Genomic DNA, 16,435 nt, shown 5'->3' on the forward strand with positions numbered 1-16,435 from the left:
CCCGCGGATCGTCTGCGTTCAGGAACCCTCCCCTTAGGGGACGGCACCCTCCCCGTACGGGACGGCTCAGCCCGAGATCGCCTCGTACCCCTCGATGGACTGCGGCGTGCGCGTGCCCGGCCCCACGTAGGTGGCCGACGGGCGGACCAGGCGGCCGGTGCGCTTCTGCTCCAGGATGTGCGCGCTCCAGCCTGCGGTGCGGGCGCACGTGAACATCGACGTGAACATGTGCGCCGGGACCTCCGCGAAGTCCAGGACGATGGCCGCCCAGAACTCGACGTTGGTGGCGAGCACCCGGTCGGGGCGGCGGGAGTGCAGCTCCTCGAGGGCGGCGGTCTCCAGCGCCTCGGCGACCTCGAAGCGCGGCGCGGCCAGCTCCTTGGCGGTGCGGCGCAGGACGCGGGCGCGCGGGTCCTCGGCGCGGTAGACGCGGTGCCCGAAGCCCATCAGGCGCTCGCCGTTGTCGAGGGCGCGCTTCACATACGCCTTGGCGTCGCCGGTGCGCTCGATCTCCTCGATCATGCCGAGGACGCGGGACGGGGCGCCGCCGTGCAGCGGGCCCGACATGGCGCCGACGGCACCCGAGAGGGCCGCGGCCACATCGGCGCCGGTGGAGGCGATGACGCGGGCGGTGAACGTCGAGGCGTTCATGCCGTGCTCGGCGGCGGAGGTCCAGTAGGCGTCAACGGCCTTGACGTGCTTGGGGTCCGGCTCGCCGCGCCAGCGGATCATGAACCGCTCGACGACGCTGGACGCCTTGTCGATCTCGCTCTGCGGCACCATCGCCCTGCCCTGGCCGCGCGCCGACTGGGCCACGTACGAGAGGGCCATCACGGCGGCGCGGGCGAGGTCGTCGCGGGCGCGGGCCTCGTCGATGTCCAGCAGCGGCTTGAGGCCCCAGACCGGCGCGAGCATGGCGAGCGCGGACTGCACGTCGACGCGGATGTCGCCGGAGTGCACCGGGATGGGGAAGGGCTCGGCGGGCGGCAGGCCGGGGTTGAAGGCGCCGTCGACCAGGAGGCCCCACACGTTGCCGAAGGAGACCTGGCCGACGAGGTCCTCGATGTCCACACCGCGGTAGCGGAGGGCGCCTCCTTCCTTGTCGGGTTCGGCGATCTCCGTCTCGAACGCGACGACTCCTTCAAGTCCGGGTACGAAGTCGGACATCAGGCGGCTCCTCTTGGGGTGGGCGAGCGGGTGCAGGTCGCTGTGCTGCAGACGGTCACTTTCGGAGGTGTACGAGGCCCTGGCCGGTTCCGCGGTCCTCGGGGGACTCGCGGTCCGGGTCGGTCACCCCGGTGATGCCCCGCACGGCCGGTGGTCATCCAACCTCGGGGGTGCCAGGACGATATCCCGTAGTGCCAGTTTTGGGGAGACCTCGCGGCACTCAGTGCCACCACGGAGGGCTTGAACTGGCCACCACGTGCGGCAGGATGAGCCGTGTGAAGCCCTCTGACCCCGCTGCTCCGGACGGACCGCAGTTCGACGTTCCGGACGTCTCGGACGTCCCGGAACTCGACGCCGACCCGGCCGTGATGCGCCGCCACTACCGCGCGGACGGCATCCATCCCGAAGCCCTCGCCGCCGACCCGATCACCCAGTTCTCCCGCTGGTTCGCCGAGGCCGCGCAGGCCGAGCGGCAGGGCGCCCTGTACGAGCCGAACGCGATGGTCCTCGCCACCGCCGACGCCGAGGGCAGGCCCAGCTCGCGCACGGTGCTCCTCAAGGCGTACGACGAGCGCGGCTTCGTGTTCTTCACCAACTACGAGTCCCGCAAGGCCCGCGACATCACGGCCCACCCGTACGTCTCGCTGCTTTTCCCCTGGCACCCGATGGCCCGCCAGGTGATCGTCACGGGTACGGCGCTGCGCACCGGGCGGGACGAGACGGCCGCGTACTTCCGCACCCGGCCGCACGGCTCGCAGCTCGGCGCGTGGGCGAGCACCCAGTCGTCGGTGGTCGCCTCACGGGCCGAACTCGAGGACGCCTACGCGGAGTTGGCGGCGCGCTATCCGGAGGGCGAGCAGGTGCCGGTGCCGCCGCACTGGGGTGGTTTCCGGGTGGTGCCGCAGCGGGTGGAGTTCTGGCAGGGGCGGGAGAATCGGCTGCACGATCGGATTTGTTACGTGCGGGAGCCCGGCACGGATGGGTGGCGGGTCGAGCGGCTGGCTCCGTAGCGGGTCCCGCACCGTCGCCTCGGTTGCCGCCGATCGCCCTGCGGGCTCGTCCTCAATCGCCGGACGGGCTGGTGCTCAGCGCCTCGTCAAGCAGCACCGCCCACTGCGCCACCACCCGTTCACGCCGGGCCCGGTCATCGGTGAGGACATTGGCGAGGCCGAGCCCACGCGCCATGTCCAGGAAGCCCTGCACCGTCTCGCGCACACCCGGCCGTGACTCGTCCGCGCCGAGAAGCTCGACGGCCATCCGGTGCGTCTCGCGGCCGACCCGCGCCTCCAGCTCCGTCACGCGCGCGTGCAGCTGTTCCTCGTTGGACGCGGCCACCCACAGGTGCAGGGCGGCGCGGAACAGCGGCCCCGTATAGAGGTCGACGAGGGCCGCGACGACGGCGGTGCGGTTCTGGGCGGAGACCGAGCGCAGGGCCGTGGACCGCTGCTCGGCGACGTACTCGACGGCCGCCGTGAACAGGTCCTCGCGGGTCGGGAAGTGGTGCTGGGCCGCGCCCCGCGAGACCCCGGCGCGCTCGGCGACGACGGTGACCGTGGAGCCCGCCCAGCCGTGTTCGGCGAGGCAGGCCACGGCCGCCTCCAGGAGCCGTTGGCGGGTGGCGCGGCTGCGGTCCTGCTTGGGGTAGCGGTCCGAGCGTGAGCCGGTGCTCACAACACCCATGCGGGATCCCGTCGTTCGAAGAATGCGGTCATGCCGTCCCGTGCCTCCTTGGACGCGAACAGCGAGGCCGAGCGCCGCACCAGTTCCTCGGCGTCCCGGTCGAAGGCCTCAAGGACTCTAGCCGTGGTCAGCCGCTTCGACTCCGCGAGCCCCTGCGGGGAGCCCTTGCGCAGCGCGTCGAGCACCGTGTCGAGAGCCGCGTCCAGAGCCCCCTCGGTGTCGTCCGCGGCCTCCGTGACGAGCCCCATCTCCGCCGCCCGCGCCGCGCCGAACCGCTCCCCGGTGAGGTAGTACCGGGCGGCGGCGCGCGGCTCGACGCGGGGCAGCAGCGGCAGCGAGATCACGGCGGGCGCGACCCCGAGCCGTACCTCGGTGAACGCGAAGTCGGAGCCCGCCGAGGCCAGCGCGATGTCGCAGGCCCCGACCAGGCCGAGCCCGCCGGCCCGCACATGCCCGTCGACCCGCGCCACCACCGGCTTGGGCAGCTCGACCAGCTGCCGGAGCAGCGCCACGAACGCGTACGGACTGGGCGGCTCCTTCAGGTCGGCGCCCGCGCTGAACGTGGAGCCGGTGTGGGTGAGCACCACGGCCCGTACGCCCCGGTCCGTGGCGCAGGCGCCGAGCGCCTCGGCGAGCGCGGTGACGAGCTGCCCGGAGAGCGCGTTGCGGTTGTCCGGCGCGTCCAGGGTGAGGGTGCTGACGCCACGGTCCTGGGTGACCTGGAGCTGCTTCATGCGGGGTCCTTTGGTGGCGGTGGTCCGGGTCAGTTCTTCGCGCTCTCGCGGTCGCGCAGTTCCCGGCGCAGGATCTTGCCGCTGAGCGCGCGCGGCACGGTGTCGACGAACTCGACGCGACGGACCTTCTTGTACGGGGCGACCCGCTCGGCGACGTACGCGACGACCTCGTCCGCGTCGAGGAGCGCACCGTCCTGGCGTACGACGAAGGCCTTGGGGATCTCGGTGCCGTCCGCGTCGTACACCCCGATGACCGCCGCGTCGGCGATGTCCGGGTGGGTGAGCAGCAGCGCCTCCAGCTCGGCGGGGGCGACCTGGTAGCCCTTGTACTTGATGAGTTCCTTGACCCGGTCCACGACGAACAGCCAGCCCTCGGCGTCGACCCGGCCGATGTCCCCGGTGTGCAGCCAGCCGTCCGCGTCGATCATGTCGGCGGTGGCCTCGGGCCGGCCGAGGTAGCCCTTCATCACCTGCGGCCCGCGCAGCACGATCTCGCCGCGCTCGCCCGGCTCCGCGTCCCGCCCCTGCTCGTCCAGGGAGAGCAGCCGCATCTCGGTCCCGGCGATGAGCTTGCCGACGGTGCCGGGCGGCGGGTTCTCCACGTCGAGCGGTACGAGGTGGGTGCACGGCGAGAGTTCCGTCATCCCGTACCCCTGGATCACCGCGGGCAGGCCGAGGCGGCGGGCGCAGGCGTCGGCGAGGTCCGCGTCGAGCGGCGCCGCGGAGCTGAGCACGAGCCGCACGGACGACAGGTCGTACTCGGCGACCTTCGGGTGCTTGGCGAGCGCGAGGACGATGGGCGGGGCCACGTACAGGGCGGTGATGCGGTGCTTCTCGATCGCGGCGAGGAACGTGTCGATGTCGAAGCGGGGCAGCACGACGACGGTGGCGCCCTGCCGCAGCGGGGCGTTGACCAGGGCGGTGAGACCGTAGATGTGGAAGAACGGCAGTACGGCGAGGATCCGTTCGCCCTGCCCGAGCGGCATCGCCGGGTGCAGTTGGGCGAGGTTGGTGGCGATGCTGCGGTGGGTGAGCATCACGCCCTTGGGGACGCCGGTGGTGCCGGAGGAGTACGGCAGTGCGGCCACGTCCTGTGCCGGGTCGATGTCGACCTGCGGTTCGGGGGCGGTGGACGCGGCTAGGTCGAGTACGGAGCGGTGGCCGTGACCCTGGTCTGGCTGGTCTGGCTGGTCTGGCTGGTCTGGCTGGTCTGGCTGGTCTGGCTGGTCTGGCTGGTCTGGCTGGTCGCAGACGAGTATCTCCCTTATCCCGCCGGTGAGTTCGGCCGCGGCGCGGGCCACGTCGAGCAGCGGGGACACGGTGACGATCCAGCTCGCCTTCGAGTCCCGCAGCTGCTTGGCGAACTCCTCCGGCGTGGACAGCGGGTGCACGGTCGTCACGGCGGCCCCGGCGCGGGTCGCCGCGTAGAACACGGCGGGGAACGCGATGGTGTTGGGGCTGTGCAGGGCCAGTACGTCGCCCTTCGCCAGACCGGATTCCGCGAGCCCGGCGGCGATGCGGCGGTGGGCGTCGTCGAGCTGGGCGTAGGTCAGGGTGGTGCCGGTGACTCCGTCGACGAGGGCGGGGGTGTCGCCGTACGTGTGGGCTTCACCCAGGACGGCTTCGTGGATGGGGAGTTCGAGCGGGGCTATGTCGGCGTACTCGCTGCGGAAGACCATGAGCGCACTCCCTTGCCTCGGGTGCGGTGCGGGTGCGGTGCGGTGCGGGTGCGGTGCGAGGAGTGAGAGCCTGGCAGCGGAGCCGGAAACAATCAAGCGTGCTGGTTCAGCTCGGGTCAGCTACAGGTCAGCTACAGGTCAGCTACGGGTTCAGCTTCGGTCGAGGCCGGAACGGGTCCGCCCGTCGGGCCTGGCGCGAACACCAGGGCCGACGGGCGGAGTTGAGCGATCACGCAGGGATCACGCCGGAATCAGGTCAGGATCACGCCGGGATCAGGTCGGGATCAGGTCGGGTCGCCCTCGTAGTCGGGCCGGATGGCCAGCTTGCCCGCGTCCCACAGCTCGAAGACGCGCGCCTTGCACTCCTTGTCGGTCTTCACTTCGTCCGCGAGGGCGAGGCCGATCTCGTTGTTCTTCTCGTCCGCCTTGTTGTCCGCGTCGGTTCCGGGGCGGCCGCGCTCGTGCGCCTCGCCCATCGCCATGGCGAACTCCTCGCCCAGCCTCTTCTTGAGGAGGCACTGCCAGAACACGTGGCGAACGGAGTTCTGCTTCTCCGCGTCCGTCATGTGCTCGACCAGCTGAAGCACCTCCACGTGCACCCCGGCCCACTTGACGATCTTCGTGGGGTTCTTGAGAGCCACGTAGACCTCCGGGCCGGAAACGTTCTTCCCGATCAGCCAGACGTAGTGGTCGATGGCGGAAGGGCCCTCTTCGAGGAGACTCTTCTCCAGCCGCGACAGAACACGCGCGTACGACGCCATGTTCTGCGACGTGTCCGCCAGGTTGTCGGCGATCACCTTGGACGCGCCGATGCCGAGTCCGACGACGAGCAGGTACAGGGGGACGAGCGGGAGCGCCTCAGGAGCGATGAACGCGATCGTGGCCACGCCCGCGAGCGCCGTGGCGCCGGTCTTGCCGAGATCCCGGGGGGCGATGCCCTGCGCCGCGTCGATCTTCTGGCGGGTCTCCACCATGGTGTCGTACACCTTCGCGCCCGGCACGGTGTTGCATTCGCAGCGGAATTCGGCGTCCCTGGTGACGCTCATCGACATGGTCCAGTCGCCGGCCTGCGGGTCCTTGACGATCAGGTACCGGATGGAGTCGCCGGACATCTTGACGACCTTGCCGTCCTCGTCGACGTCCTCGTCGTAGCTGTTCCCGTCGGGGTCCTCGATGGTCATGACGACGCCCTCGGGGAAATCGGCCGTGCCCTCGCCTTTGGTGATCACCGAGTAGAGGAACGGCGCGTCCTCGCCGATGCTCATCGTGTTCGTCAGGTTGAACCGCTCGACATTGCCCAGGCCCTCCAGGTCCTTCGCGGGCAGGGTGTCGACCTGGCAGTACATGCAGTCGTGGTCGCCCTTGGCCTGCGCGGTGAACGCGGGAATGCGGCTGAGTTCGTCGCTGACGTCGAAAAGGCCCCAGAGCCCGCCGACGCCCTTGTCCTCGATCTCCGTCGGCTCGTCGAAGTACTGCCCCGCGATGAGTGCCGGGGTCTGCTTCGCGGCCTCCTGCCAGTCGTCGCTCATGGAGAGGCCCCAGAGCCGCGAGGCGTACCGCGTGTACCCGTCGGGCCCGTCGTCCTTCTTCTCCACGTGCCCCCAGAACCAGTCCGGGACATCGTCGTTGTCGAGGACGTCGAACTCGCCCCAGAGCCCGAGGGCGCCCTTGTCGACGATGCGGGTGGGCCGGTTGAAGTACTGGCGCTTGACCACGGCCGGGCAGTTCTGGGCGACGCTTTTCCAGTCCGCGTCGTCGGGGATGTTCCACAGCCGCGCCGAGAACTGGCGCATGCCGTTGTCCTGCTCGCCGTCGTCCTGGAACTGCAGCGGGCCGGCCGCGTGCCCCAGGAAACCCATGGAGTCCCACAGGTACGAGTTGGCCACGGGGACCGGCGGGTCCTCGATGGGCTGGGGCTCGACGACCGGGTTGCCGGAGGCGCGGTACAGGGCCTCGATGATGCCGTCGCCGTCTTCCCAGGCGTCATTGGAGAGTTCCCAGATGATGACGCCCTGCGCGCCCACATCCTTGAGGAACTCGAGCTTCGTGACGGCGGTGTCCGGGGTCTCGAAATAGATGTTGTGCCGGTACGGGTACTCGCCGGGCGGCAGCGGATCCTTCAGCTCGGGCCGGGGCGTCTTCCCCTCGACCTTGATGTTCGCGTTCTCGGCGTCGAGCGCGTCGGGATATTCGTCCAGGATTTCCTTGTACCGCAACACCTTGTATCCCGGGGGCACTTCACCGGTCAGGTCGTCCGGCTCCTTGGCGGCGGCGAAGTCGTAGCCGTACACGGGCACTCCGGCCGCGATCTTGCCGCGGTCGACGCCCTGCCCCTTTCCCTGCCAGTTCGTGAACAGCGGATTCGTCCAGTACCAGAGGCAGTCCTCGACGGACAGAATCGGATTGTTCTCCAGGGCGTCGCCCTCCGGGGCGTTCGGATTCGCTCCGGCTCCCGGCCAGCCACCCTGCTGCTCGTCGAGATACGACTCCAGATAGACGTCCGCCTCACGGATCTCCGCCGTGTCCTTTCCGCGGATCTTCTGCAGCGCGGAATGCGGGCCGACCGGGGACTTGTCCCACGACCCGGTGAGGTCGTAGGTCATCACGCCGATCCAGTCGAGGTGTTCGGCCATGTCGGGGTCGTAATTGTTGCCGTACCACGAGGTGCCGAAGACGGCCGCCGACACGATCTTGTCGGGCATGGCCTCCTTCAGCTTCTCGGCGAACAGGGTCAGGCCCCGCCCCGCGGGGTGCGGCCCGTCCGCCTTCAGCCGGCCGCCCTGGTCCCCCTGACCGGGCCGGCCCCACCAGCACTCCAGGTCGAGGTCGACGCCGGCCAGGTCGTTGCCGGTGACGTAGTCCACGACCTTGCGCACGGTCTGGTCGAGCTTCGGGGACGCCGGGTCGTTGCCGATCGCCGTCATCAGGTCCAGGAAGGCGAAGTCGTTCGCACCGCCGAGGGCGACCATGATCTTCGTCCCGTACGGCTCCGAGGCCATGTGCACGTCCGGGAGGATCTCACTGATCTCCCGGACCGACTTGGGGTCGAATTCCCCGGCCTTCTCGTCGCTGAACGTCAGGAACGCGATGAGGCCGTGCGTGAGGTACTGGTACATCACGCCGTTGCCGTAGTCGAAGCCTTCCTGCTTCCGCCAGGTCGGGATGTAGGCGATGATTTTCGCCCGCTCGGTCTCCTTGTGCTCAGTCTTGTCGTACAACTCGTCGAAGTGCCGCCACCCGTTCTCATTGGGGTCCCCCACCCCCGGCTCCGAGGCCCAGAAAGCGGCCCGGAAAATGTTGCCCTTGTACTTGGCGACGGCACCTGCCTGGTAACCCTCGGGCTTCTGCTTCCACTCGGGTACGTCAGGGTAATCCGACGAATTTCCCACTGAACTCACTCCCCCTGGTTCGGTGTTCGTACGTTCACGACCACTCAACCAAGTCGCCCTCGTCCGGGCCCAGAGCAGATTCAGCCCTCCCGTCGGCTGTGAACATCGTCTCAGCGGGCGCGCCGAGTTGAATTCCCCGAAGGCGGTGGCTTAACGCCCGGGAAACGCGCGACTCGTATTCCCTCCCGGAGTGCGAATCCGCTCAGTAGGACTTCGGAAGCCCCAGCGACTGATGGGACACGAAGTTGAGGATCATGTCGCGGCTGACCGGGGCGATGCGGGCGACTCGGGCCGCCGTGATGAGGGAGGCCAGTCCGTACTCGCGGGTGAGGCCGTTGCCGCCCAGGGTATGGACCGCTTGGTCCACCGCCTGGACGCAGGCGTCCGCTGCCGCGAACTTCGCCATGTTGGCCGCCTCGCCCGCGCCCATGTCGTCGCCCGTGTCGTACAGATGGGCCGCCTTCTGCATCATCAGGCGGGCCAGCTCCAGGTCGATGTGGGCCTTGGCCAGCGGGTGCGCGATGGCCTGGTGGGCGCCGATGGGGGCCTTCCAGACGGTGCGTTCCTTCGCGTAGGCGACCGCGCGGGAGATCGCGTACCGGCCCATGCCGATGGCGAACGCGGCCGTCATGACGCGTTCCGGGTTGAGGCCAGCGAAGAGTTGCAGGAGGCCCGCGTCCTCGTCGCCGACCAGCGCGTCCGCAGGGAGCCGCACATCGTCGAGGACCAGCTCGAACTGCTTCTCCGGGGCCTGGAGTTCCATGTCGATTTGGTGGCGCTGGAAGCCCGGCGCGTCCCGGTCGACGATGAAGAGGCAGGGCTTGAGGCTGCCGGTGCGGGCGTCCTCGGTGCGGCCTACGATGAGGGTGGCGTCGGCGATGTCGACGCCGGAGACGAACACCTTGCGGCCGGTGAGCAGCCAGTCGCCCGAGGCGGCGTCGCGGCGGGCCGTGGTGGTGATGCGGTGCGAGTTGGAGCCCGCGTCGGGTTCGGTGATGCCGAAGGCCATCGTGCGGCTGCCGTCCGCCAGGCCGGGCAGCCAGGCCTGCTTCTGCTCCTCGGTACCGAAGCGGGCGATGACCGTGCCGCAGATCGCGGGCGAGACGACCATCATCAGGAGCGGGCAGCCGGCGGCCCCCAACTCTTCGAGCACGATGGAGAGTTCGGCTATGCCGCCGCCTCCGCCGCCGTACTCCTCGGGCAGGCTCACCCCGAGGTAGCCGAGCTTCGCGGCGTCGGCCCACAGTTCGTCGGGGTGGGCCTCGGCGCGGACGACCTTGGTCATGTAGTCGCGGCCGTAGCGGTTGCCGAGCGCGGCGACGGCGGCGCGCAGTTGCTTGTGCTCCTCGGTTTCCAGGGTGGCAGTCATCAAGAACTCTCCTCCTGTGCGGATTCCGGTACGACGACGGCGAGCAGGGCGCCGACCTCGACCTGGCGGCCGGGCGCGGCGTGGAGTGCGGTGAGGGTGCCGGAGGCGGGAGCGGTCACGCGGTGCTCCATCTTCATCGCCTCCAGCCAGAGCAGGGGTTGCCCGGCGGTCACGGCGGCACCCTCGGCAAGCCCCTCCGCGAGGCGTACGACGGTGCCGGGCATCGGCGCGAGCAGCGAACCGGGTGCCTGGGTGGCGGTGGCGTCGGGGAAGCGGGGCAGCGCGGTGTACGCGGCGCCGTTGACGTACACCTGGCCGGACGAGGCGTAGCGCGCGACCCTGAACTGCCGCCGTACGCCCGCCACTTCGAGGACGACGAGCTCGGGTCCGGCGGCGAGTACCCGTACACCTTCGGCCTCCGGTCCGGTACGGGTGTGCCGGTAGCGGACCTCGTGCTCGGTGCCGTCCGGCTCGGCCCGGTAGTGCTTGACCTGGTCCTGGGAGTGCAGGTTGCGGAAGCCTCCGAACCGGGGGGACCGGCCGTGTGCGTCGGCGAGCGCGGCGGCCAGCGGCGCGCGCGGGTCCGGTGTGTGCGACGTCAGCTCGCCCAGGTGGCGGTCGTAGAAGCCGGTGTCCAGGCGGGCCGCGACGAACTCCGGGTGGCGCAGGGAGCGGACGAGGAAGTCGCGGTTGGTGACCGGGCCGTGCACCTCGGCCCGCTCCAGGGCCCCGGCCAGGCGGCGCAGTGCCTCGGCGCGGGTCGGGGCGTGCGCGACGGCCTTGGCGAGCATCGGGTCGTAGTGCACGCCGATGGTGTCGCCGTCCGCGCAGCCGGTGTCGACCCTCACCCCCGATACGGAGAAGCGGTGCAGTGTGCCGGTCTGCGGGGCGAAGCCGTGCGCCGGGTCCTCGGCGTACAGCCGGGCCTCGACGGCGTGCCCGTGCGGTGCGGGCGGCTCCGGGTCCAACGCGAAACCCTCGGCGACGCGCAGCTGCAGCGCGACCAGGTCGATCCCGAACACGGCCTCGGTGACGGGGTGTTCGACCTGGAGGCGGGTGTTCATCTCCAGGAACTGGGCCCGGCCGTCGGGCCCGACCAGGAACTCGACGGTGCCCGCGCCCACGTAGCCCGTCGCCCGCGCGGCCCGTACCGCCTGCTCGTACAGGGACTCCACGAGGGCCGGGCCGAGGCCGGGCGCCGGGGCCTCCTCGATCACCTTCTGGTGGCGGCGCTGGAGTGAGCAGTCGCGGGTGCCGAGCGGCCACACCGTGCCGTGGGTGTCGGCGAGGAGCTGCACCTCGACGTGCCGGCCGCCCTCGACGTACGGCTCGACGAACACCTCGCCGTCCCCGAAAGCGCTCGCCGCCTCCGCCGCAGCGGCCGCCAACTCCCGGTCCAGGTCGGCCAGTTCACGTACGACGCGCATGCCGCGACCGCCGCCGCCCGCCGCCGCTTTCACGAGGACCGGAAGGTCCGCCTCGGTCACCCCGGAGAGCGGTGCGATGCCCATGAGTTCCTTGGCGCGCGGCTTCGACGCCATCGCCTCGATCGCCTCGGGCGGCGGGCCGATCCAGCGCAGGCCCGCGTCGGTCACGGCCCGCGCGAAGTCGGCGTTCTCGGACAGGAAGCCGTAGCCGGGGTGGACGGCGTCGGCCCCGGCGGCTTGCGCGGCCTTCACGATCAGGTCGCCGCGCAGATAGGTGTCGGCGGGCGCCGAGCCCGGCAGGCGTACGGCCGTATCCGCCTCGCGTACGTGCAGGGCGTCCGCGTCGGCGTCGGAGTACACGGCGACCGTGGCGATGCCGAGCGCGCGGCAGGTGCGGAAGACCCGGCAGGCGATCTCGCCGCGGTTGGCGACGAGGAGAGTTCCGATCATGGGGAATGCTCTTTCCACTAGATCACCGCAACCATCAATTGAGGAACCACCACGGCGAGCGACCAGGTCCGCGAGAGCGGCGGCGGTTTAGCCGCAAAGGGCGCGTTCCCTCACATCCGGAAGACGCCGAAGCCGCCGCGCGCGCCCTCGTACGGGGCCGTGTGGATCGCGGACAGGCACATGCCGAGCACGGTGCGGGTGTCGCGCGGGTCGATCACCCCGTCGTCGTAGAGCCGCCCGGACAGGAACATCGGCAGCGACTCGGACTCGATCTGCTGCTCGACCATGGCGCGCAGGGCCGCGTCCGCGTCGTCGTCGTACGGCTGCCCCTTCGCGGCGGCGGACTGCCGGGCCACGATGCTCAGCACGCCCGCGAGCTGCTGCGGGCCCATGACGGCGGACTTGGCGCTGGGCCAGGCGAACAGGAAGCGCGGGTCGTAGGCCCGGCCGCACATGCCGTAGTGGCCGGCTCCGTAGCTCGCCCCCATGAGGACGCTGAGGTGCGGCACCTTCGAATTGGAGACCGCGTTGATCATCATGGCGCCGTGCTTGATGATGCCGCCCTGCTCGTACTCCTTGCCGACCATGTAGCCGGTGGTGTTGTGCAGGAAAAGCAGCGGGATGTCGCGCTGGTTGGCCAACTGGATGAACTGGGCGGCCTTCTGCGACTCCTCGCTGAACAGCACGCCCTGCGCGTTGGCGAGGATGCCGATGGGGTAGCCGTGCAGCGCCGCCCAGCCGGTCACGAGCGAGGCCCCGTACAGCGGCTTGAACTCGTCGAAGTCGGAGCCGTCGACGATCCGGGCGATGACCTCGCGCGGGTCGAAGGGCGTCTTCAGGTCGCCGGGGACGATGCCGAGCAGCTCGTCCTCGTCGTACTTCGGGGGCTCGGCGGGCCCTGGATCGGCGTACGCCTTGCGCCAGTTGAGGCGGGCCACGACCCGGCGGGCCTGGCGCAGCGCGTCGGGTTCGTCGGCGGCCAGGTAGTCCGCGAGGCCGGAGGTGCGGGCGTGCATCTCGGCGCCGCCGAGCGACTCGTCGTCGCTCTCCTCGCCGGTGGCCATCTTGACCAGCGGCGGCCCGCCGAGGAAGACCTTCGCCCGCTCCTTCACCATGATCACGTGGTCGCACATGCCGGGTACGTACGCGCCTCCGGCGGTGGAGTTGCCGAAGACCACCGCGACGGTGGGGATTCCGGCCGCCGACGACTGGGTGAGGTGCTTGAAGAGGGCACCGCCCGGAATGAAGATCTCCTTCTGCGAGGGCAGGTCGGCGCCGCCCGACTCGACGAGATGGATCGACGGCAGCCGGTTGGCAAGCCCGATCTCATGTGACCGGAACGCCTTCTTCAGCGTCCACGGGTTGCTCGCCCCGCCGCGTACGGTCGGGTCGTTGGCGGTGATCAGGCACTCCACGCCCTCGACCACGCCGATGCCGCAGACCATCGCGGCGCCCACGTGGTAATCACTGCCCCAGGCGGCCAGCGGGGACAGCTCAAGGAACGGTGTGTCGGGGTCGAGCAGCAGCTCGATCCGCTCCCGCGCGAGCAACTTGCCGCGCTTGCGGTGCCGTTCGACGTACTTCTCGCCGCCGCCCTGGAGCGCCTTGGCGTGCTCGGCGTCCAGCTCGGCGAGCTTGTCGAGCATGGCGGCGCGGTGCGCGGTGTGGTCGGGGGCGGCGGGGTCGAGGGCACTGTTGAGCACGGTCACCGCACGACCTCCGGGAACTGGGAAAGGAGGGTCACAGCAGTACCTCCGGTAGGTCGATGTGTCGGGAGCGCAGCCACTCCCCCAGGCCCTTGGCCTGCGGATCGAACCGCGCCTGTGCGGCCACGCCGTCGCCGAGCAGCCCCTCGACGACGAAGTTCACGGCCCGCAGCTGCGGCAGCACATGCCGTACGACTCGCAACTCCCCTGTCTCCGGGAGGAGTTGCCGCAGCCGTTCGACGGTCAGCTCATGGACGAGCCAGCGCCAGGCCTCGTCGGTACGCACCCACACGCCGAGGTTGGCGTCGCCGCCCTTGTCGCCGCTGCGGGCCCCGGCGACCAGACCGAGCGGCACCCGCCGAGTCGGCCCCGCGGGCAGCGGCTCGGGCAGGGCGGGTTCCGGTACGTCTTCCAGTGCCCGGGTACGGACGGGCGCGGCGACCTCCACCCGGGACCCGTCCGGCAGTACGGCGATGTGCGGTACGTCGCCCTGCGCGGCGTACTCGGCGCGGAACACCCCGTAGGGGGCGCCCTTGCCGGGCGGCGCGGTGACGTGGAAGCCGGGGTAGCTGCCGAGGGCCAGCTCGACGGCGGCGCCGGTGACGGCCCGGCCGACCGCGTCCGCCTCCGGGTCGCGCACGACGAGCCGCAGCAGCGCGCTGGCGGTCTCCTCGGTGTCGGCGTCCGCCCGCTCGGTGCGGGCCAGCTCCCAACGCACATGCGCAGGACGTGACTTGGCCCGTGCGAACGCGTCCTCGACCTGCGCCTTGACCAGCTCGGCCTTGGCGTCGACGGCGAGCCCGGTGAGGACGAAGACGACCTCGTTGCGGAACCCGCCGAGCGCGTTGAGCCCCACCTTGAGCGTCGGCGGCGGCGCCTCCCCGCGCACCCCCTCGATCCGCACCCGGTCCGTGCCGTCCTGCCGCAGCCGTACGGAGTCGAGGCGGGCGGTCACGTCGGGGCCCGCGTACCGGGCGGGGCCGGTCTCGTAGAGGAGCTGGGCGGTGACAGTGCCGATGTCGACGTAACCGCCGGTGCCGTCGTGCTTGGTGATGACGCTGGACCCGTCCGCGTGGATCTCCGCCAACGGGAAGCCGGGGCGCCGTAGTTCACGCACGGGGACGCGGCCCGGCGCGTCGAAGAAGGCGTAGTTGCCGCCGGTCGCCTGTGTCCCGCACTCCAGGACGTGCCCGGCGACGACGGCCCCCGCCAGCTCGTCGTACGCCTCGGGCCCCCAGCCGAAGTGCGCGGCGGCGGCCCCGCTGACGAGGGCGGCGTCGGTCACGCGTCCGGTGACGACAACATCGGCCCCGCCCCGGAGACAGGCGGCGGTGCCATGCCCACCGAGATAGGCGTTGGCAGTGAGCACCCCGTCACCCCAGCCGCCACGCGATACGAGGTCGTCCCCCTCGACATGCGCGACGGCACTTCCGACCCCGAGCCGTTCACTCAACTCCCGTACGCGGGCGGCGAGTCCGGCAGGATTCAGCCCTCCGGCATTGACGACGATCCGCACACCGCGATCCTTGGCGAGCCCGAGGCACTCCTCGGCCTGCCGCAGAAACGTCTTGGCGTACCCGAGCTCCGGGTCGCGCAGCCGGTCACGGCCGAGGATCAGCAGGGTCAGCTCGGCGAGATAGTCGCCGGTCAGCACATCGAGCGGCCCGCCGGTGAGCATCTCGCGCACGGCGTCGAAGCGGTCGCCGTAGAACCCGGAGGCGTTTCCGATCCGCAGCGGCTGCCTGCTCACGAGGCGCTCCCCGAGGCGGCACCCGGTCCGCCAGGGCTGCGCCCCTTCCCCGGCAGCCCGGCGAAGCACTGCGCGATGTCCAGCCAGCGGTCCGCGTCCACGCCCACCGCCCGCAGGTCGAGGTCGTCCCGGTGGGCCCGCTGGGTGACGAGGCGACAGAAGTCGTACGCGGACCCGGTGACCCGCTGGGCGGCACCCTCGGGCCCGTACGCCCACAACTCCCCGCCCGGCCCGGCGAGTTCAACCCGGAACTCCGCCTCCGGTACGGGCAAGCCCCGCACCCCGAAGGCGAAGTCCCGTGTCCGTACCCCGATGTGCGCCACGTGCCTCAGCCGCACGGTGGGCTCACGGCGCACGCCGAGCGCGTCGGCCACGTCCTGCCCGTGCGCCCAGGTCTCCATGAGCCGGGCGGTGGCCATCGAGGTCACGCTCATCGGCGGCCCGTACCAGGGCAACCGCGCCCCGGCCGGCGCGGACCGCAACGCCCGCTGCAACTGCTCACGCCCGTCCCGCCACCGCGCGAGCAGCTCGGCGACGGGCAGCTCGGCACCCTCTGCCGCCCCCTCGTCGACGAAGGAGGCGGGCGCGGCGACCGCCTTCTCCACCTCGCGCCCGAAGGCCTCGGCGTCGGTGGCGGCGAGCAGCGCGGTGCGGTCGGTCCAGGCGAGATGCGCGATCTGGTGGGCGACACTCCACCCGGCCGCGGGCGTGGGCAGCGCCCACTCCTCCACCTTCAACTCCCCCACCAGGGCGTCGAGTTCAGCACTCTCGTCACGCAGGTCGTCGAGCACGTACACGGGGTCGGGCACGGACGCTCCCCTCACGGATGCGGTGTGCGGCGAGCATGGCAGTGGGGGGAGAAACAATCAAGCGTGCTTGGAAAGTTGACAGGGCGCGCGGCGCATCGCTTTCCCGCCCGCCCCTTCCCGAAGTCCTGAGCGGACGGCTCTCGGGTCTGCTCCGGCGGCTGACAGTTGAGCGAAATCCAGCCCGTCCGGCGCTTGAGGACGAGCGCGGAGCGCGACCGGGGCCCGGGGGCGCAGCCCCGGCAGGGTCCGTAGGACTTTCGGGAAGGGGCGGGGAG

General features: G+C 70.9%; 11 protein-coding genes. 1 reads left to right on the forward strand and 10 read right to left on the reverse strand.

Annotated features, from left to right (window positions below; genetic code table 11):
- Positions 1–66: 66 nt before the first annotated feature.
- A complete protein-coding gene (locus GUY60_RS06935; RefSeq protein ID WP_161694881.1) occupies positions 67–1,167 on the reverse strand; it encodes a citrate synthase 2 in 1,101 nt (366 codons plus the stop codon).
- Between the two features lie 368 nt (positions 1,168–1,535).
- On the opposite strand from GUY60_RS06935, the gene pdxH reads away from it, so the two are divergent.
- Positions 1,536–2,177 carry a pyridoxamine 5'-phosphate oxidase gene (gene pdxH / locus GUY60_RS06940; RefSeq protein WP_246234402.1) on the forward strand — a complete coding sequence of 214 codons (642 nt, stop codon included), beginning with the start codon at positions 1,536–1,538 and terminating at the stop codon, positions 2,175–2,177.
- Positions 2,178–2,229: 52 nt separating this feature from the next.
- Here pdxH and GUY60_RS06945 read toward each other — a convergent pair whose 3' ends face one another.
- The 9 genes from GUY60_RS06945 to GUY60_RS06985 all read right to left on the reverse strand — a co-directional run bounded on the left by GUY60_RS06945 (position 2,230) and on the right by GUY60_RS06985 (position 16,160).
- Positions 2,230–2,847, reverse strand: a complete 618-nt coding sequence (locus GUY60_RS06945; protein ID WP_161694885.1) for a TetR/AcrR family transcriptional regulator — start codon at positions 2,845–2,847, stop codon at positions 2,230–2,232.
- Complete coding sequence (locus GUY60_RS06950) at positions 2,835–3,581, reverse strand: enoyl-CoA hydratase family protein (RefSeq protein ID WP_161694887.1); 747 nt, start codon at positions 3,579–3,581, stop codon at positions 2,835–2,837. The genes GUY60_RS06945 and GUY60_RS06950 overlap by 13 nt, the downstream gene beginning before the upstream one ends.
- Before the next feature lie 29 nt (positions 3,582–3,610).
- A complete protein-coding gene (locus GUY60_RS06955) occupies positions 3,611–5,260 on the reverse strand; it encodes a 4-coumarate--CoA ligase family protein (protein ID WP_161694889.1) in 1,650 nt (549 codons plus the stop codon).
- A 284-nt stretch (positions 5,261–5,544) separates the two neighbouring features.
- The gene (locus tag GUY60_RS06960) at positions 5,545–8,649 is read right to left on the reverse strand and encodes a glycoside hydrolase family 18 protein (RefSeq protein ID WP_161694891.1); all 3,105 of its coding nucleotides are present in this window, start codon (positions 8,647–8,649) and stop codon (positions 5,545–5,547) included.
- Positions 8,650–8,851: 202 nt separating this feature from the next.
- Positions 8,852–10,018 (reverse strand): acyl-CoA dehydrogenase family protein, encoded by a 1,167-nt coding sequence (locus GUY60_RS06965; RefSeq protein WP_161694893.1) that lies wholly within the window; start codon positions 10,016–10,018, stop codon positions 8,852–8,854.
- Positions 10,018–11,895: an acetyl/propionyl/methylcrotonyl-CoA carboxylase subunit alpha gene (locus GUY60_RS06970; protein ID WP_161694895.1), complete on the reverse strand. Its 1,878-nt coding sequence runs from the start codon at positions 11,893–11,895 to the stop codon at positions 10,018–10,020. The genes GUY60_RS06965 and GUY60_RS06970 overlap by 1 nt, the downstream gene beginning before the upstream one ends.
- A 110-nt stretch (positions 11,896–12,005) precedes the next feature.
- Positions 12,006–13,604 (reverse strand): acyl-CoA carboxylase subunit beta, encoded by a 1,599-nt coding sequence (locus tag GUY60_RS06975; RefSeq protein ID WP_161694897.1) that lies wholly within the window; start codon positions 13,602–13,604, stop codon positions 12,006–12,008.
- 31 nt (positions 13,605–13,635) lie between these two features.
- On the reverse strand, positions 13,636–15,351 hold the full coding sequence (locus tag GUY60_RS06980; protein WP_161694898.1) for an acyclic terpene utilization AtuA family protein: 1,716 nt from the start codon (positions 15,349–15,351) through the stop codon (positions 13,636–13,638).
- Complete coding sequence (locus GUY60_RS06985) at positions 15,348–16,160, reverse strand: TIGR03084 family metal-binding protein (RefSeq protein WP_161694900.1); 813 nt, start codon at positions 16,158–16,160, stop codon at positions 15,348–15,350. Before GUY60_RS06985 ends, GUY60_RS06980 begins: the two co-directional genes overlap by 4 nt.
- Positions 16,161–16,435 lie beyond the last annotated feature (275 nt).

It is taken from the genome of Streptomyces boluensis (assembly GCF_009908195.1).
GTDB lineage: Bacteria > Actinomycetota > Actinomycetes > Streptomycetales > Streptomycetaceae > Streptomyces > Streptomyces boluensis.